Below are 18305 nucleotides of genomic sequence, written 5' to 3'. Positions count from 1 at the left end.
GGTGCACGATAAAGGGAAGCTTCATTCAGTGGAGCTTTTCCTTCATCCTCTACCGATAAGTAGAACAAAAGCTGATATGGATTTAACATGAAAATCAAAGAACTTTGCCCAACCAAGTCTTTATTTGTCCACCCTGGCAGGTTTTCGTATGGTTATGGATAAAAAAACATGATATAACTTATATGAATGAATCTATTCTTTTCTATTAAAAAATCATGCACACAATCTCATAAAAATGGCAGCCGCCCTATTAGCGTAGGGCAGTTGCCATTTAAAGTTTAGTAATAGTGGGGCTTGTGTAAATTGTTCACCTAACGATTTTAATTTACTTTTAGTTTAACCTCTTTTTGTCACTTACTCCAACAGAAATAACTGCTTTAATACATCAACATTTACATCAAAGGTAAACTTACTAAAAAGACTAATCCAATCTGTGCCAGTTAATTGACCACTCATTACAATCGTACCAAAAAACAATAATAAAATGATAAAGATAAACAGATAGCATTCTAATGATTCTTTCCATTCCGGTTTCTCTATTTGCTTCATGGTTCTTTTCTCCTTTTCATGTTTTCTAACAGTTATTCTTAAACATGAAAGGGAGAGAGATAATTGGAATGATACTTCATGACATCCACCATCCGACTTGTATCTGTAACATACCAGGTTGTTTGTAAAGGTGCTTTGGCATAATGATAGCGAAGCGGCGGAGATGGTAATTGCTTTACAGGAGGAACATCAGAGTCAAGCTCCATTTCATTCTGTTGCATAAGAGTTGCAGAAGTTGATAGCTGTACAGCTTCACTATTAAATACTTGCATAACCGAAGTAATTGTTGTCGCTTCATTGTTATCGATTTGTATTTGATTTAATTTCTGTTGTGCTTGACTAACCAATAGGCTAATAAGCACGAGCAAGATGAATGAACGAATCAACTTTTTACCCATTTTTCTTCCTCCTACCATCTACTATACCATGTTTTTCTAGACAAAAAAGTAATTATCTGTTCCAATGATGGCAGTAGTCATTGTGTGTAATATGCTGTTATAATCATCATCTATTGCAAGCTCCAGTACATTTCTGTTTTATCATCACAATGAAATCCTTCCAAATTACTGGCAGTAACGATGGCTTCAATTATTTTTTTACTGGAACAAAGCATAGAATAATGGTTATCCCAATGGGTAGTAACGAGAAGCTCATTATGATGGGTGAAAAAGTTTCTATACTCACTAAATCGATTACGGCTGTTGATTAAATCTGAAATCTTCTCCAGTCTACGTTCCGTACAAAACTGATCTCCACACCATATCCAGTCATAACCAAGCTGATTTATACTATTAAATAGACTATTTATTAGTATGTCAGGAAGTTGGCCCTCACCTGGCTGCAACAAATTATACTTTATACAGACTCTGCGAATAAGATTAGCCATCTCGTCATCCTTGGCGCTATTTGTTAAACCAGAAATGCTCGACCGCAGTCCGATATCAAGCTGCTTAACATTTGTAATACCTGATAAGCTTAAAAATCTTTCCCACGTGACCACTTCAAATGTATCTTTTATTTCATTTTTATCTGGAAAATCGCGGAAACTAATCTCCTCACTTCCAGTTCGTTTCGGTTTTATAAATGGATGAAAAAAAAGAAAAGTTTTTTCATACACTCCTTGATAAAACTTTTTTATCGAAGTGTCTTCCGGGGCACACACGGCATAACGATGTGGTTCTGGTATGATGTTTGTCATAGGATCACCTGTTTTTCTATAGATTTTGTGAAAATATTTTTATTACCATAATATATGTAAAATAAACTTTCTTTAAGATAACTACATCTAAAAACTAAACAAACGACAAGCTTCTGCTTAGAGTATGCTCGAAGTAATTGTTAGAGTAAAACCTTTCCGTTATTTTGGAATTTCTTCTTTCGATAAATATTTTCTTGATGAGCAATCATTGCCTTGTTCAATCAGACTTTTTCTGTATAATTAAAACGCTGCTGAGCGTATCTCCCAACGCTCCAAATTACAGAGGGGCAAATTTTATACTTATCCACAGTTAAGCTCATCATATGGACTTTCTTTTAACCCCCCGACTAGGAAAATAAATTTTTCACTCATCGTCCACATTTTCGATTTAATCTAAACGCGCACCACTTAGCTAAACCCAATGAGTTAAAAATACATCTTTACATTATTGCCTATTCAAACCATTTTGTTTTCAAGCTAAAATGATTATCTAATTTTTCGGAAAAATTTTCCACAAAACTTTCTACAGTTTTCTCTAATAGGCTTGCTTCGATTATATAAACAAGCTTTCCTTGGCTCCAAGGGGAAGAAAGATAATAATTGTCCCCCGCTGCGACAAATTTTATGATTGGATTTTCATCATCCTCTACCTCTAAAGTATGATAATAAAAGCTATTATTAACTTTTTTGCTGAACCACTTTTTCAACTGTAAATAAAACTCTAATATCGCTATATCTTCTTGAAAAAACACTTCTCCATTAACTTCTAGCTTTAATTCACCATCTATTCGGTAAACATTAGCATAGTCTTTCTTTTTCTTTTCAATCATTGATTTATCAGTTGTAAACGTAAAATCCATCGTAAATTGATTGATTAAGTGACTCATATTCTAAATCCCTTCTATGGTAGGTCAATCTTATTATGTATGATAATAGCATATAAGAGGATGTTCAAAAAAGATGGTTAGACAATGGAGTATAATTATTAATAAAATTATTATTTTGTACTTCGCAACCATAACATGATACTTTATATGTAAAATGAAGATTAGATTAAAAATAGTTAATTTCTTTCAGTCAACCAATTGGTGTTCAAGCCTTTAAGAATATTGCTCGTGAGTGTTATACCCAACTTAATAATCAAATACCAGCGAAAGTGATTGTGCCTACTTCTAGGGGAGACTTGATATGGGGAATTTATGAGGGATTTAAAGAACTGAAGCAAAGTAATCTTATTGATGATATACCTAAAATGCTTGCCGTCGAACCATTTCAAAGAATCAGTAAAGTATTAGAGGGACAACCATATACGAGTATATTCGATGGGACTACTGAACTTACTTCAATCAATGGTCAAACCGTTACCTTCCAAGCGATTCAAGCAGTTAAAGAAAGTAATGGAACTGCTATTGTTGTTTCTGACCAAGAAGCTCAAGTTGCTCAAAAATTAGCTAGTCGAAGAGGAATTCATTTAGAGTTATCATCAGCTGCTGCTATTGCTGCAGCTAAAAAAATAGATAGTTCATTAAACGAAGAGAAAGGTACGATTATGGCAATTGCTACCTCTTCTAACTTTCTTCCTGTCTAATGGAATTTGTTTTCAACATTCTATTTTTAATGAGCCTTACTAGAGCTTATTGAATATCTATTGTAAAATGATTGGAAGGGAAAGCTTTCAACCCATTTGGTATCATATAAAAGCGAGCAGAGCAGATTCCTATAGAAAAAAATAAAGCCGCTATGCCAGCATATTTAAGAAACTTTTCTATATGTTGAGCACAACCTATCTGAATTCTTTACGTTTATTTATCACTTAGCCAACAAAACTTTACGCATCTTAAGATCTGACAGTTCGAATTTTTTACCACATCATAGATTGATAGTGTAACATTTTTAAAATCTGATACTTAAAAGGGGTAGCTGGTTGGGAGTTTTATAACATTTTAGTTGGGGTGTATGTATGGAATACAAATATTTTTCATGGAGAAGTTATTTATCGCTGATTACTAGTATAGTTTTATCCATGTCGATGCTATGTTTAGAGATTGTTAGCAGTCTGATTAGCGAAAGGGTTGGTATGACTTTAATAGCTATCTCTTTCATTGCCTGCACATTATTTACTTTTTTAGCTTTTATCAGTAGGAAAGAAAAAAAGATTATGGCAGCCCTTTCGCTTACACTGCTAATAGCCAATACCGTAACGATCATCTTTTTCCTATGGTTCGGGGCAAATTTTATACATTAATACATGCTCTAAAAGGCTTTAGTATACTAAGCTTTTAAATATAAAAAATCGAATTTTACTTCAGCTTGAGCACATAAGCTAGGCGGCGATCTCTTTTCAACAAGGTTATAGCTTGTAGAAACGGAAATCCTTTCCTAGACAACAAGACAACTCAATGTATTATTTCTGATAAGATTTAGAAGCACCTTTTAAAAACTTGGCTGAGCTAGTATCTATCATGAAGGTTTTTTATATCAATAAAGGCTTAAGCGAAGGCATTCGTTATCTATGGATCTAATTTTTTACCTAGTATTATATCAATATAATTTCCCTTCAAACTTAAACGGCCCTTGCAAGAATAGAACTATTGCAAGGGTCGTTTACTTATTTTTTCGTTTTTTGCGTCCAATACGTGGCTAATAACGGGCCGGAAATATTATGCCAAAAACTAAAAATAGCGCTAGGTACTGCTGCAATCGGATTAAAATGAGCAGCCGCTAATGCTGCACCTAATCCGGAGTTCTGCATTCCAACTTCAATGGAAATCGCTTTTTGATCATTATAGGGAAGCTTAAACAGTTTTGCGATGAAAAACCCGATCAAATACCCGAAACCATTATGTAAAATAACGACCGCAAAAATTAGTAAGCCCGACTCGACAATTTTCTCTTTACTTCCTGCGACAACCGCTGCCATGATAAGCACGATAGCCACTACAGAAACAAGAGGCAGCAAATCGACCGTTTTCTTCGCTTGTTCTTTTAAGAATAGTTGGACAATTAAACCAAGAATAATTGGCAACAAAACAATTTTTATAACAGACATGAACATACTAGATGCCGACACTTCCAGCCATTCCCTTGCCAAGAAATAGATAATAGCAGGCGTCAACAAGGGAGCAAGTAATGTCGATACAGTTGTAATAGCTACGGAAAGCGCTGTATTACCCTTTGCCAGAAATGTCATGACATTAGAAGCAGTCCCACCTGGACATGCACCAACAAGAATGACACCAATCGCAATTTCAGGCGGCAAGTTTAAACCTTTTGCTAAACCGTACGCGATGAGTGGCATTAATAAAAATTGTGAAACAACACCAATAACTACACTCTTTGGATGTCGAACTACTTCACTGAAGTCTGCTAAAGACAATGTCATCCCCATACCAAACATGACAATCCCAAGCAGAATGGATATGTACTTGCTAATCCATAAAAATTGCTCTGGGATGAGAAATGCGACAACTGCCACAAGAAGTACCCAAAGGGCAAAAGTTTTCCCAATAAAATGACTGAATTTGACGAATGATTGCATTATTCTACCTCCTGTTGTCTTATCTTACCACAAGAAGGTATAAACAAGAAGAAGAAAAATAGCTCAAGAGGCAAAAAAATTGTCAGACGCTAAAAATTAATCAGCGGTATAATAAAGCCCTTTTTACGATAATTGATGAAACTATCGCAACATAGTCATAAAGCATTTTTAAATAACTTTTATCATGCCATCAACGATAACTCTTGGAATTATCTTTCGTCATCGATTAGTTCAAGCTAAATTCCAACTAAACCATTTGCCATGTTCATCTGTTTGTCCGATGATATGATTGTATTCGCTTCTATCCACAACGTAATCAAGGTGAAGATCGTTATCCCACATATTATTATAAAGATGAAAAATGTCTCTTTTTCTGCCAATTTATGTAATGTTATCCACCAGGACAACAATTGGTAGTAGAGGTTGTTTCAATCAATAATAAATAGTCAGGTCAATAAGCTATACCGCCTAACTAGCGTTGTATAAAAGAAGGAAAAAGTATACTCTATCAATTCAGCCCCCAATTCTTATTAGAGTCAACTTCATAAAGGTGAACCTGTCCATTTTTTTTAAACTTTATACAAGAATTATTTGATAAAAGCTTCTAATGTTAGTTTCTTTGTATATTATCTTTATTCAAATTAGTAATTTATTTTAAAAGTTTGGTGCTAACCATTTGTGTATTTTAACTGTGACTTATTCCTTTACGATTAGATTGGAGAGGCTGTCCAATCTAATCGTAAAGAATTATTTGTTGGTCAAATAAATTTTGTTAGATATTGTGTTTATCATAGCTAGATCCGAACCTCTTAGATGATTTATTTTGTTGAAATATTTTAACCCTAAAATTTCACATTTCTACCTAGGGAATAAAATAGTGGTAAAGCTCATGGTACAAAAAAACAAATCCGTAAATAAAGAAGAGCAAATCACTCGATAAATTCCCCCCCTATAAAACCGGCAATAAATAAAATAATAATAATGTTCAATACCATATATCAATCATTTGACTACCCACTCACACTGCCGTCATTACTCTCCACAGCTATTTAGCCAATTTAAAATAAAGTATAGCAAATTCTTAAAAGGTACAACAATTTTACAATAATCTCAAAAGAGTCATTTGTGAATCCGTTTACAAAGTTGTTTCCCTGTGATATTATACTTGTATACAAGTATTCAATTTGATTGTTTTAGCTGTAAATAGGAGGAGAGATATGACATCTAAAAAATTCTACCCTGAAAAAGGCTTAGCTTTTTCTTCATCAATGGGAGAGCGACTCGTTACCGAATTAAGAATGAGAATTATTTCTCAAGATATCCAAAAAGAAACCGTTTTATCAGAAAATCAATTAGCAAAAGAATATCAAGTAAGTAGATCCCCTGTAAGGGAGGCCCTAAAAGTGTTAGAAAAAGAACAGTTAATTCGCTTAGAAAGAATGGGAGCAACAGTGATTGGCATTTCAGAAACGGATATTGAAGAAATTTATGATATTCGATTAATGATTGAATCCTTTGTTGTTCAGCGTTTATTAAATTCAGAAAACGATGCATTACTAAACGAACTAAATAAAATTCTGGAAATGATGAAAATAGCGATAAAGTATAAAGATATTGATGAATTTTCTTTAAAAGATATAGAATTTCATGAAACCATTATTAAATCTATTCATCATAGGCAAATTATGATGGTATGGACACATTTAAGACCTGTCATGGAGTGTCTGATTATTTTATCGATGCGATATAGAAGCCAAGTAAACTATCAAGACTTTAATCGTATTCTTAAAAATCACGAACTTATTATTGAAGCCCTGGCACAGAAAGAAAAAACGCTTATCAAAGAAGCTTTTTTTAAAAACTTTCATGATGTTCAAAACAAAGCAGAAGATTTATGGACTGACCCAGAGATGATGAAAAAAGCGAGGGAATTTAATGGATCGTAATAAATATATGATTGGCGTAGATATAGGAACGACTAGTACAAAAGCGGTTCTTTTTCGTGAAACGGGTGAAATTATAAGCCAGGACAACAACGGCTATGAGTTATACACGCCTGATGTTTCAACCGCGGAACAAGACCCTGAAGAAATATTCCAAGCAGTTCTTCTATCCATTACCAATGTAATGCAACATTCACAAATAGACCCTAAGGATTTATCCTTTATCTCTTTTAGCAGTGCGATGCACAGTGTTATTGCAATAGATGAAAAGGACAAGCCATTAACTCGCTGTATCACTTGGGCTGATAATAGAAGCTCTGAATGGGCTAAAAAAATAAAAGATAAACATAATGGACACGAGATTTATTTAAAAACAGGGACGCCCATCCACCCTATGTCCCCACTTTGTAAAATAGCTTGGATGGAACATGAAAAACCAAATATTGCGCGAAAAACCAAAAAGTACATCGGTATTAAAGAATACGTTTTTTACAAATTTTTCAATGAATATGTTGTTGACTACTCAATAGCCTCCGCTATGGGATTGATGAATCTTCAATTATTGGCATGGGAAGAGAGCGCCCTAGAAATTGCGAATATTACAGAAGAAAAATTATCACGTCTCGTTTCAACAAAAGAATCATTTACAGGTTGCCATCTTGAATTTGCCCAAGAAATGGGGATTTTGGAAAACACACGCTTTGTCATAGGAGCTAGTGACGGTGTACTCTCAAATATTGGAGTAAACGCGATAAAAGAGGGGGACGTTGCTGTCACGATAGGAACAAGTGGTGCCATCCGGACTGTTATCCCTCAACCAAGAACAGATTCAAAAGGGCGAATCTTTTGTTACGCCTTAACAGAGGATCATTGGGTTATTGGTGGTCCAGTAAACAATGGGGGTTTGGTGTTACGCTGGATACGTGATGAACTTGCAGCAAGTGAAATTGAAACTGCAAAGCGTCTAGGAATTGACCCATATGACGTTTTAACTCGAATTGCAGAACGCGTTAATCCTGGTGCCAATGGACTTCTGTTCCACCCCTATTTAACGGGTGAAAGAGCACCTCTATGGGATTCAGATGTTCGAGGTTCTTTTATTGGACTCACTTTAAATCATAAAAAGGAGCATATGATTCGGGCTGCTCTAGAAGGCGTTATTTTTAACTTATATACGGTGTTCTTAGCTTTAACAGAAGTGATGGATACACCTGCCACCTCCATTAAAGCAACAGGTGGATTCTCGCGTTCTAAAGTATGGCGACAAATGATGGCTGATATTTTTGATCATGACGTTATTATTCCCGAAAGCTATGAATCCTCATGTTTAGGCGCTTGTCTTTTAGGGTTATATGCTGAGAAAAAAATAGACTCTTTTGAAGTCTTCAACGATCTTATTGGTACTACTTATACACATCAACCAAATCCCGAAAATAAAAACGTTTACAGAGAGCTGATTCCTATTTTTATCAACATATCAAGACGATTAGAATCAGAATACCAAAAACTCGCTGCCTTTCAAAAAAAAGAAAAACAATAAAGTGAAACTTCATTCAGTAGGAGTTTTCTTCCATCTCCTACTGAATGTTAGTACCTCAGGGGGCTCGGGCATTTAGGTGCCGTTAACTACCGCTTAGACCCTTTGTATCACTCAAGATCTTAATGTGGGAATCTTACGGCACCTTAATGCGGGATAAATGCAATTAACCTTGTAGCAATCGTTCAACTAAAAAATAGATTGGAGCACAAATCCTATGTCATTTACAGATAACTTATTCCCTTTACTTATTGTTGCCTTAGGAGTCATTGTCTTATTGTTTTTAATTATGAAGTTACATTTGAACACCTTTATTTCATTAGTAGTCGTAGCATTTTTAGTTGCTTTAGCTTTAGGCATGCCACTTAATGAAATTGTATCTTCAATTAAAGCTGGTATGGGGGGGACATTGGGCAGTATTGCATTAATTTTTGGTTTTGGCGCTATTTTAGGAAAATTAGTTTCAGATGCTGGTGGTGCTCAGCGAATAGCAATGACATTGATTCATAGATTCGGTGAAAAGAATATTTCATGGGCTGTTGTCATTGCCTCATTTATTATTGGTATTGCTTTGTTTTTTGAGGTCGGACTCGTTTTACTTATTCCAATTATTTATCAAATTGCCAAGCAATTAAGAGTGTCTATTTTATATTTAGGTATACCAATGGCTGCTTCGTTATCAGTCACTCACGGTTTCTTACCACCACATCCAGGACCAACTGTCATTGCCCAGCAGTATGAAGCAAATATTGGAATGGTTTTATTATATGGACTTATCATTGCAATTCCTACTGTAATGATTGCTGGTCCTTTATTTACTAGCTTAGCGAAAAAGTTAGTCCCAGATGCTTTTTTAAAAACTGGAAGTGTTGATTCTGTAGGCGAAGTTAAGGATTTTAAACTAGAGGAAACACCTGGTTTTGGTATCAGTGTAATGACGGCTTTATTTCCAGTCATTTTAATGGCAATAGCAACAATCATCCAGCTCTTACAAGATATATGGAAACTTTCGGACAATATCCTTTTTGATATCATCCAATTAATCGGTGAACCTACAACAGCTCTACTAATCTCCGTTTTGATTGCGGTATATACGATGGGAATTGCGAGACGTATTCCAATGAAACAAGTTATGAATTCAGCTGAGGAATCGATTCGTTCTATCGGTATGATGCTCCTTATCATTGGTGGGGGCGGTGTATTTAAGCAGGTTTTAATTGATGGGGGAGTAGGAGATGCTGTCGCCAACATTTTTTCAGATAGTAGCATTTCACCAATCCTATTAGCTTGGATGATTGCCGCTGTTTTAAGGATTGCATTGGGCTCAGCAACTGTTGCTGCATTAACAACCGCTGGTTTAGTTATCCCATTAATGCAAGGGTCTGATGTTAATCTTGCTTTGATGGTTCTTTCTACTGGTGCAGGAAGTCTTATTGCCTCCCATGTTAATGATGCTGGTTTCTGGATGTTTAAAGAATTCTTTGGTTTAACAATGAAAGAAACATTTTCAACTTGGACATTACTAGAAACGATTATCTCTATTTTAGGTCTTGGATTTATCTTGCTTTTAAGTATTTTTGTTTAACTAATACTCAAACTTGCAATGATTTGCATACATTGAAAAATACAATCGGCATTTTTGGAGAGTTATGGGATCAAGTCTAGCAAAAAATAGGATACATAATAGTGAAGTGGAGCTTATAAATCGAATCCAAACTTAATACATGTATTACATGCACTCTCAAGGCTAATAACATGAAGAAGCTTTAAGGCTAGTTACTATAAAAAGTATGGAAAACCGTTTACCCTTACTATGCTTTAGCTCATCACTATCCTTTTATGACAGCTACGCTCTCCAACTAGCGAAACTTATTCAAGCACAAAGCGATTATTTTGGCACCCATACGTACAAACGTGTCGATAAAAAAGGAATTTTTTACACAGATTAGGAGGCAAAATGATCGCTAAGTTGGGTTACTAAAAAGTCCGACTTTGACTAATTAGCATCTAAATGACGTCCCAAGAATGCTGATTTAACATTCTTTGGGGCGTCATTTTCACCTTTTTGAGCTATTTTCCTTTTTTAAAAATCATTATTCTTTACGTACCATTCCAAATTTATAGTGGTGCGATTGTGACTGCGATGCTTTCTCATTCAAGGCAGCTTGAAACCTGTACCCAAATACCGATTCAAAGAGATTTTCCTCATCTCTTACAAAGCATAAATTCCCCATGTTTTCCGTACAAGAAACTCTTCAGGACACACTTTTACGATGACTTAATAAAAAATATCTATGATGTGTTGAAAATCCTTTTCCATAGCATCTTGTGCCACACGTGATATTTCAGAAAATAAAACTGCCTTATTATTCTTGATAAAGTCCTTAGTGGCATCTGCACCAGCTTTAGCGCCGTACGTATAATAATTAATTTTTCTTATGCCGTTTTTAATCGATCGTTTATATTCTTCCGGGCTTAGGCCTGAGCCCCCATGCATGACCAATGGTAATTTTGTTAGTTCAGCAATCTCCTTTATTAATTCATAATCTAATTTTGGTTGCCTTTTATAAAATCCATGAACTGTACCAAAAGAAGCTGCCAATGCGTCTATATTTGTCTCTTTTACAAATTGATGGGCTAATTGTGGGTCCGTATAATAACTTTCTTCGTTATCATCTGGTGAATCTTCCCCCAGCTCATTTCCTGCCATCATACCTAGTTCGCCTTCCACGCTTGCACCAAATTTATGAGCTAGTTCTACCGCCTTTTTCGTGTTTTTAACATTCTCCTCATATGTTAGTCTCGATCCGTCATACATGATGGATGTAAATCCAAGCTTTAAACCTTTCTCCAGATACTCTATGGATTCACCATGATCAACATGTGCACATACCGGTATACTTGCATTTTTGGCCAAGGCAATCATAGCTGGTCCGATCATTTCTATTTGGTTAATATATTCATGGCTTTGTGCATGTTGAATAATTATCGGAGCATTATTTTTTTCGGCTACCCTTATGGCAGCAACTAGACTTTCAAATGTGGGTGTATTTATTGCTGCAACTCCACAATCTCTTTTTTCCGCGATCTCCAAAATTTCTTTTAACGTAACTAGCATTAAGCCCGCTCTCCTTTGATTGAAGTTTCAAGGTTTGGTTCATTATTCCCCAAGAACTTGCACTTTGCATTGTCTATTTCTTTCTCGATTCTGATCCCAATCTACAAAATAAATGTAACCTACTTTTCCAATTTGCAGTTCTGAATCCTCAATAATAAACGTCTCACTAGAGCCAATCAGTGTACCTTTTATATGAGCCTCTGTATTTAATAACGACCGTTTATCCGGGACTAAATCTGTGCCCTCAGTGCTCATTTCTTCTTTTGGCAGTTCTATTCCGAATTTTGTATGCTCAGGTCCCGGATGATAATACTGTCCTTCCGAAAGGCATCTAGGCACCAANTTTTGCTTCCCAATCAGGAGCCTTAATAATTCCACTTGTTCCACCAGTACCATCCGCACCTTCTCGAATAACTTGTCTGACATCTTCTCCGGTACTTACACCTGCTGCCTGAAGAACCAGGATATCTGAATTCACATGTTTGATTGCAGATGTTGTTTCTTCTCGATAAGACGATTCACTCGTAGTACCGGTTCCAATTAAACTGGTTGGTTCACAAATAATCATATTAGGCTCTAACTCTGCAACTGCCTTACATTGTTGTACCGTGTCAGCACAAACAATTGTAATAAGTCCCAATTCATCAGCTCTTCGTATTGTTTTATCTAGGCTGGATAAAGTTAACGGATTTTCTGCATGATTTAAAACTACAGCTTTCACGCCGATATTTTTTAAAGCATCCGGAAGAACATGACCCATACCTCTTCCCGGTGTTAAATGATCCATATGTTGAGCGGTAATGATTAAATGATTTGTATTCTCTATTATCTTTGGCAGATCCACTAATTGCCCTGTAAATAGTATGTCAATATCATATTTTTCTGCCAATCTATTAGAAATCTTAGCTAGCTTTAATAAATCATCTCCGTAAAGATATGATTTAGGATTTACAATAAAAACCGGTTTTTTAAAATTGTAGTTAATCATATTGAAAATTTCCTTTCTAGTATTCTGTTAATGAAGATATTAATTTGTTAACTTTTCTTTAAGTTGAATAAAAACGTCCTCTTTGCCGACCCCGGTTAATAAAGGGACCCCATTAATCACCTTACTTTTAAGATGATCAGGCACAATGGTTGTACTAATAACTACATCATAATTGTCAATACTATTTATTTCATCTGAAATTTTGCTTTGGAATAACTTCACTGTATTTTCCAAATTGTTTTCCTTAAGCCAATCTTTTATTTTGCCTGTAACGACAGTTGATGTTGCAACTCCTGTTCCACACATAATTAATAATTTTTTCATTTAAATTCCTCCCATAAATTTTAACTTATAAATTCCAAACCCTATTTCCATGTAAACCCTTAATATAGAAGTTTACCAATCTTGTCTTTACCCAAGCGTTAAGACTCTATTTTTTTACTGCCTTTGATCTTGCTTTGGTAAATCAAGGCAAATAAGACAACAACGAAAATGAAGCCGATCCCTAACCAAGTTTTTCCCAAACCGCTAAATAAAATGGTCGTCCATGCACCGCCATCACTTAATACACTTATAGAGGAATTTCCTCCTAAATCAAAGTTGGATGCTACTGCGGACTTGGTGATGAGCGGAGCTGCCCAAGATGCCACATACAGTGTTGTAACAATATATAATGCCCCTCCTATCACGGTACGAAATATGTCTCCCTTAAAGACTGCCGCCATTAAACAAATCATAAAAGGAATCGTGGCTAAATCGCCTAAAGGCAGTACCGTATTTCCAGGTAAAATGACTGCTAACAGTAATGCAATCGGTACCAATAATAGCGAAGCAGATAAAACGGATGATTGACCAACAGCCAATGCACTATCCATTCCTATATATAATTCTTTACCGGGGAATCTTTTTTGCACCCAACTACTTGCGGCTTCAGAAATGGGGGTAAGCCCTTCCATTAATAAAGCAACCATCCGAGGCATAAGCAACATGACAGCACCTGTTGCAACACCCAGATTTAAAGTATTATTAACATCATAACCAGCTAATAACCCAATAATTATTCCAATAATAAAACCTAAAACCGTTGTATCACCAAAAACACCAAATCTTTTCTGAACTAATTCAGGGCTGATATTTATTTTATTTAAACCGGGGATTCGGTCAAAAGCCCAGTTCAATGGTAATGCCAAAAGAAAACCCGGCGTCGAAGAACCATGCGGAAATGACATATTAGGTAACTGATAATATTCTTGAACATAAATTGCACTCTTATCCGCCATAAAATAGAGAAGCATGGAATGCGTAATCATGGTGAAAATACCTAAAGCAAAGCTTGCTGTTGCTGCATATACGATTGATCCTGTAAAGGCAATATGCCAAAAGTTCCAAATATCAACATTCAACGTTTTGGTCAATCCAAATAAAAGTAACACCACATTTACTAAAATACCGACAATTATTGCCATACTTCCCAAAAGGGTACCATATGCAATCGCTGATGCTGCCGGCCAACCAACATCTATTGTTTGTAACGATAAATTGTAATTATCAACCATTGCTTCAGCGGCCGGACCTAAGTTATCAGTCAAAAGACCAATGACTAAATTCAAGCCAATAAAGCCAATCCCAATGGTTAAAGCAGATTTAAAGGCCTTCCCTGGCTTTATCCTTAAAATCAAGCCAAATACCAAGAAAATAATTGGAAGCATGACACTTGCTCCTAAATCAACAAACCATTGAATTACCTGTTGAAAGACTTGCATCGAAACTCCTCCTTTTTAAAGAGCCTTATTCTATTCCTGCATTTTTCATTATGTTTTTAAATTCAATCCGTGACGTACATTCTTTTAATTGATTGACTGATCTTTCGTTTTGGAAAAGATCAACAAGCTTTTGCAGCATGGACAACTGTTCATCCGATTTTTTTAATGCCAGCATAAAAATTAATGATACATCTATTTCATTATCCTTATTGGCCATATCCCTAAATTTGACAGGTTTTTTTAGTGACATAAACCCAATCTGAGGATGTATTACTTTTTCACTATCTGTATGCGGTATTGCAACACCAGTTCCATTAACAAATAATCCGGTCGGAAAATTAGATTCTCTGGATATTATTCCTTCATAGAAATCTGATGTAACTAGACCATATTTAATAAAATAATCGGATAAGACCCTTAAAGCCTGTTCTTTAGAGCTTTCATCAAAATTAAACAATACTATTTCTTTATTAAAATACATCAAAGATCCTTCTCTCTTTAAAATTTACCTTTATTAACTTTCAAATAACATAACGATCTTCTCCTTATCGTTAGCTTTTTTCAAATCGTTTACTATTTTTTCGTCACCAAGTGCTTTTATATATTTCTTGTAATATTGCTTTTCCAAAGAACTGCTATTTGGATGGAGTACAAACAAAGCTACAATATTTACTTTATGTTCATTCCAACTAAGGGGCTGGTTACTTTTAAAAATAACAAAGGAATTTGATTCGACACTTGCTGATTCACAATGCGGCATCGCTATATTATTTCCTATATATGTCGATCCTGCCTTTTCCCTTTCGAGTACATGTTCAATAAAAAGTTCCATATTGCTAATGTAACCCTGTTCATATAATGATAATGATATTTTTTTAATAACATTTTCTTTATTAACCGGTTTGTCACACAAAATAACTAAATCCTCATTTAGTTTAAACATTCAAGTCCCATTACCTTTCCTATATTATTTACTTTTTATGAAGGTACTTACTATCTCTTTGTCTCTATCTCCAAAAACAGGACTTACTAATATTATAGGTACTTCCTTTAATATGGGGGCTTCCTTTACAAGCGCTTCCAAATTTACTGTGGTAAGAACAAAATCAACATCATTATACGTATTATAGTGATCAATAAAATCTGTAGTCGAAAGAACATCCACTATTTCAATATTTGGAAACGCCTTTTTTACCTTTACTTTTAGTAATTCGGAAGTCCCGATACCACTAGTACAAATAATAACGATTCTCTTCGTATCAAACATTTGCTCCAGGTATTTAGCAAAGTATATAGTTAAATAACCATTCTCATCATTATTGATTTTTCCTAATTTAAACTTATTTTCCGCGTTTTTTGAAATGGCTTTAATAATACCAAAAAGTTCTTCGTACTCTATTTCTATTTCTTCCAGTAAATTATTCTTTATTTGAATATTATTTTTCATCCGGTTGACCATTGGTCTTATATGATTGATTAATTCTTCCCATACAATATCTTTATCAAAATCTTTGCTCAAAGCTTTACCTGCTTCTTTTATATAAAATTCGGTTATTTCTCTTTCTATTCCTCTACGTATCTGTATGTTTTCTTTACTATTATTGTTTAACAGACGAGACGACAATAAATATTGAAATAAATACCACGCTTCATTTTCAGGTAAGTGTATATTCAAGTAATCTGAAATATTTCTTATGATGCCCTTTGCCCACTCAAAAATTTCCATATTTTCTTGAATTAAATTTCTATAGGGTTTATTCAGCTCATCTATCATTTTTTCTACATTTACTTTTCCCTCTCTAAATCTGTTAATTAATATATAGAGATGCGAGAAGATATTAATATTATATGGATACGGGATCGTAACATTTAGTTGGCTTTCCATTCTATTTATGTTAGAAATGATAAATTCTGTATCGGATTGATTAAGGCTTTCTTTAGATAAAAGATGATCTAAATTAAAAATATTAATCGTATTAATTAGTACTTTCCTTATATCAACCTCATTTCCATTTATTGAAAGATATTTACCTCTTCTCAATATATTTAAGTTATCATTTTCTAGTCTTTCATTAAGCATCGTGATATCATTATAAATAACTGTCTCACTAACATAGTATTTATTATAAATGTCTGTCGTTTTTATTGGATTTGGTGATCTAAATAGTAAATCAATAAGAATCTGGTTTCTTCGCTCTACCGGCGTAAAGTTCTTAACAAAACCATCTTTATTTGATTTCTTTCTTACATATTCTTCATAATTTAATTTGAATCCATCACCAAGTTTGGAATCAATTAATGGTTGAGAACCGGAATCTTTATTTATTTTATCTATGGTTCGATAGACTGTCTTTGTAGAAACACTTAATGCGTCAGCAATTTTTGATGCAGGAATATAAGCGTTTTCTTGAAGCAATATATCAATAATGCTCTGTTCTCGCTCACTTAAATACATCTTGTTTATCTACCCTCCTTTCTTTTACGTTCATTTTATCACATATATCTGTGCTTTTTTTTCTTTAATATGTCCGTTGCAATGGACATTTATTCAGACATGCTCACATTCGTCAAGCGCTATCCAGATATCCACATATGAAGGTCATCCATGCATAATCTCTTTAGCAATATTTTTGAATGTGTCGAACGACTTTAGTGAATAAAAGAATAGAATGGAAAGAGTCGTATGATGCCTGGAAGGAAAGTGTTATGAGTGCAGTTGCGTGGTGCCGTGAACATAAAATTCGATGACTTTAAACTCAAGAATAAATAGGTGATTATAATTGTAGATAATATTGAAACTATGGGATGCATTCAAAGTTGGGAAAATAAAACAGAAGATAAGGAATGGTATTTAAGTGATTGTTATGAAGAAATCACTAAAAAACCTTACTTCTGAAGAAGCTTTTGAGAGTATCCCTGAAGTGATTTCTGTGCTACTAAAACTAAAAGACAGTTTTTTAATTAGAGAAGCAATGAATTACCTGCATGGACTATACCGCATAGCTGACACTAAAAAACATCCTTGTTTGGAAAAAATTTAAATAAGGTAAGTGACTGTATTATTGAATATGGAAACGAATTTGCTAAAAATGCGTTCAAAGAATTCAAGTGGTCCATACGTATAAAAGAAGATTAACATGCTACGTGTCTTTTGAATGTTTTATACATAATGCCTTTTTCTTTAACTGTTTCTATACTTTCGATATTTTTAGAACCAGTAAATTTGTTATAAAACTAAAAATAGCCCTTCTTATTCTGTGAGAAGGGCAAAAATTACTTTACATTTATTTATGTTGTTATGATTGTTGCAAATAGTTTTTGTGGGATGTTCCCCACTTCTGCATTGATTTCAAGATCGGAATCACTTCTTGGCCATATTCCGTTAAAGAATATTCAACTTTCGGTGGTACCTGTGGATACACTTTTCGGTGCACGATTTTATGCTGCTCGAGTTCTCTTAACTGTGATGTCAACATTTTTTGCGTTATGTTTGGAATAGATCGCTTTAATTCATTGAATCTCATAATTTTATTTTCCATGAGGTGATATAAAATTATCGGTTTCCATTTCCCCACAATCGCTTCTATAGCAACTTCAACACCATTGCAGGTATTGTCTTGCATACACACATCCCCTTAAGTATCTTTTTTGATACTATACCACTTTTAAGT

20 protein-coding genes and 2 pseudogenes are annotated in these 18305 nt (G+C 34.5%); 7 read left to right on the top strand and 15 right to left on the bottom strand.

Features of this window, described 5'->3' with window-relative positions; all coding sequences use genetic code 11:
- Positions 1-354: 354 nt before the first annotated feature.
- From BN1066_RS08515 to BN1066_RS08500, 4 genes are all read right to left on the bottom strand, one after another.
- The gene (locus BN1066_RS08515) at positions 355-549 is read right to left on the bottom strand and encodes a hypothetical protein (RefSeq protein WP_077319052.1); all 195 of its coding nucleotides are present in this window, start codon (positions 547-549) and stop codon (positions 355-357) included.
- Positions 550-587: 38 nt separating this feature from the next.
- Positions 588-947 carry a hypothetical protein gene (locus BN1066_RS08510; RefSeq protein ID WP_077319051.1) on the bottom strand — a complete coding sequence of 120 codons (360 nt, stop codon included), beginning with the start codon at positions 945-947 and terminating at the stop codon, positions 588-590.
- Positions 948-1057: 110 nt separating this feature from the next.
- On the bottom strand, positions 1058-1747 hold the full coding sequence (locus tag BN1066_RS08505; RefSeq protein WP_077319050.1) for a DUF2711 family protein: 690 nt from the start codon (positions 1745-1747) through the stop codon (positions 1058-1060).
- Positions 1748-2199: 452 nt separating this feature from the next.
- On the bottom strand, positions 2200-2634 hold the full coding sequence (locus tag BN1066_RS08500; RefSeq protein WP_077319049.1) for a DUF7878 domain-containing protein: 435 nt from the start codon (positions 2632-2634) through the stop codon (positions 2200-2202).
- Positions 2635-2813: 179 nt separating this feature from the next.
- Here BN1066_RS08500 and BN1066_RS08495 point away from each other — a divergent pair, with 179 nt between their 5' ends.
- Complete coding sequence (locus BN1066_RS08495) at positions 2814-3335, top strand: pyridoxal-phosphate dependent enzyme (RefSeq protein ID WP_077319048.1); 522 nt, start codon at positions 2814-2816, stop codon at positions 3333-3335.
- Between the two features lie 1020 nt (positions 3336-4355).
- Here BN1066_RS08495 and BN1066_RS08485 read toward each other — a convergent pair.
- On the bottom strand, positions 4356-5285 hold the full coding sequence (locus tag BN1066_RS08485) for a bile acid:sodium symporter family protein (protein ID WP_077319046.1): 930 nt from the start codon (positions 5283-5285) through the stop codon (positions 4356-4358).
- Positions 5286-5516: 231 nt separating this feature from the next.
- Positions 5517-5666, bottom strand: a pseudogene (locus BN1066_RS20730) (DUF2332 domain-containing protein); the annotation flags it as partial.
- 836 nt (positions 5667-6502) lie between these two features.
- On the opposite strand from BN1066_RS20730, the gene BN1066_RS08480 reads away from it, so the two are divergent.
- From BN1066_RS08480 to BN1066_RS21205, 4 genes and pseudogenes are all read left to right on the top strand, one after another.
- A complete protein-coding gene (locus tag BN1066_RS08480; protein WP_077302729.1) occupies positions 6503-7231 on the top strand; it encodes a GntR family transcriptional regulator in 729 nt (242 codons plus the stop codon).
- Complete coding sequence (gene gntK, locus BN1066_RS08475; protein ID WP_077319045.1) at positions 7221-8768, top strand: gluconokinase; 1548 nt, start codon at positions 7221-7223, stop codon at positions 8766-8768. The genes BN1066_RS08480 and gntK overlap by 11 nt, the downstream gene beginning before the upstream one ends.
- Positions 8769-8982: 214 nt before the next feature.
- Positions 8983-10350 carry a gluconate:H+ symporter gene (locus BN1066_RS08470; RefSeq protein ID WP_077319044.1) on the top strand — a complete coding sequence of 456 codons (1368 nt, stop codon included), beginning with the start codon at positions 8983-8985 and terminating at the stop codon, positions 10348-10350.
- A gap of 184 nt (positions 10351-10534) precedes the next feature.
- A pseudogene (locus tag BN1066_RS21205) lies at positions 10535-10714 on the top strand (NADP-dependent phosphogluconate dehydrogenase); the annotation flags it as partial.
- Between the two features lie 329 nt (positions 10715-11043).
- On the opposite strand, the gene BN1066_RS08460 reads toward BN1066_RS21205, so the two are convergent.
- The 8 genes from BN1066_RS08460 to BN1066_RS08425 form a co-directional block, all read right to left on the bottom strand.
- Positions 11044-11883, bottom strand: a complete 840-nt coding sequence (locus BN1066_RS08460) for a class II fructose-bisphosphate aldolase (protein ID WP_077319042.1) — start codon at positions 11881-11883, stop codon at positions 11044-11046.
- 42 nt (positions 11884-11925) lie between these two features.
- Positions 11926-12222 (bottom strand): YjbQ family protein, encoded by a 297-nt coding sequence (locus tag BN1066_RS08455; protein WP_245799750.1) that lies wholly within the window; start codon positions 12220-12222, stop codon positions 11926-11928.
- Complete coding sequence (locus BN1066_RS08450) at positions 12215-12871, bottom strand: triose-phosphate isomerase (protein ID WP_077319040.1); 657 nt, start codon at positions 12869-12871, stop codon at positions 12215-12217. Before BN1066_RS08450 ends, BN1066_RS08455 begins: the two co-directional genes overlap by 8 nt.
- 39 nt (positions 12872-12910) lie before the next feature.
- On the bottom strand, positions 12911-13195 hold the full coding sequence (locus BN1066_RS08445) for a PTS sugar transporter subunit IIB (protein ID WP_077319039.1): 285 nt from the start codon (positions 13193-13195) through the stop codon (positions 12911-12913).
- Between the two features lie 98 nt (positions 13196-13293).
- Positions 13294-14634 (bottom strand): PTS galactitol transporter subunit IIC, encoded by a 1341-nt coding sequence (locus BN1066_RS08440; RefSeq protein WP_077319038.1) that lies wholly within the window; start codon positions 14632-14634, stop codon positions 13294-13296.
- A 25-nt stretch (positions 14635-14659) separates the two neighbouring features.
- Positions 14660-15115 carry a PTS sugar transporter subunit IIA gene (locus BN1066_RS08435; protein WP_077319037.1) on the bottom strand — a complete coding sequence of 152 codons (456 nt, stop codon included), beginning with the start codon at positions 15113-15115 and terminating at the stop codon, positions 14660-14662.
- A 33-nt stretch (positions 15116-15148) separates the two neighbouring features.
- Positions 15149-15577: a PTS sugar transporter subunit IIA gene (locus tag BN1066_RS08430; RefSeq protein ID WP_077319036.1), complete on the bottom strand. Its 429-nt coding sequence runs from the start codon at positions 15575-15577 to the stop codon at positions 15149-15151.
- A 24-nt stretch (positions 15578-15601) separates the two neighbouring features.
- Positions 15602-17089, bottom strand: coding sequence for a BglG family transcription antiterminator (locus BN1066_RS08425; protein ID WP_077319035.1), 1488 nt, complete (start codon positions 17087-17089; stop codon positions 15602-15604).
- Positions 17090-17268: 179 nt separating this feature from the next.
- Here BN1066_RS08425 and tnpA point away from each other — a divergent pair, with 179 nt between their 5' ends.
- Together tnpA and BN1066_RS08420 are read left to right on the top strand one after the other, a co-directional pair.
- Positions 17269-17382, top strand: a complete 114-nt coding sequence (tnpA, locus tag BN1066_RS21200; protein WP_425445274.1) for an IS66 family insertion sequence element accessory protein TnpA — start codon at positions 17269-17271, stop codon at positions 17380-17382.
- 107 nt (positions 17383-17489) lie between these two features.
- Positions 17490-17675, top strand: a complete 186-nt coding sequence (locus BN1066_RS08420) for a hypothetical protein (RefSeq protein ID WP_077319034.1) — start codon at positions 17490-17492, stop codon at positions 17673-17675.
- 255 nt (positions 17676-17930) lie between these two features.
- On the opposite strand, the gene BN1066_RS08415 is transcribed toward BN1066_RS08420, so the two are convergent.
- The gene (locus BN1066_RS08415) at positions 17931-18257 is read right to left on the bottom strand and encodes a winged helix-turn-helix transcriptional regulator (protein ID WP_077319033.1); all 327 of its coding nucleotides are present in this window, start codon (positions 18255-18257) and stop codon (positions 17931-17933) included.
- Positions 18258-18305: the final 48 nt, after the last annotated feature.

It is taken from the genome of Virgibacillus proomii, from assembly GCF_900162615.1.
Classification (GTDB): Bacteria; Bacillota; Bacilli; order Bacillales; family Amphibacillaceae; genus Virgibacillus; species Virgibacillus proomii.
The sequence above is the reverse complement of the archived record's forward strand: the minus strand, read 5'-3'. Positions and strand labels throughout refer to the sequence as shown.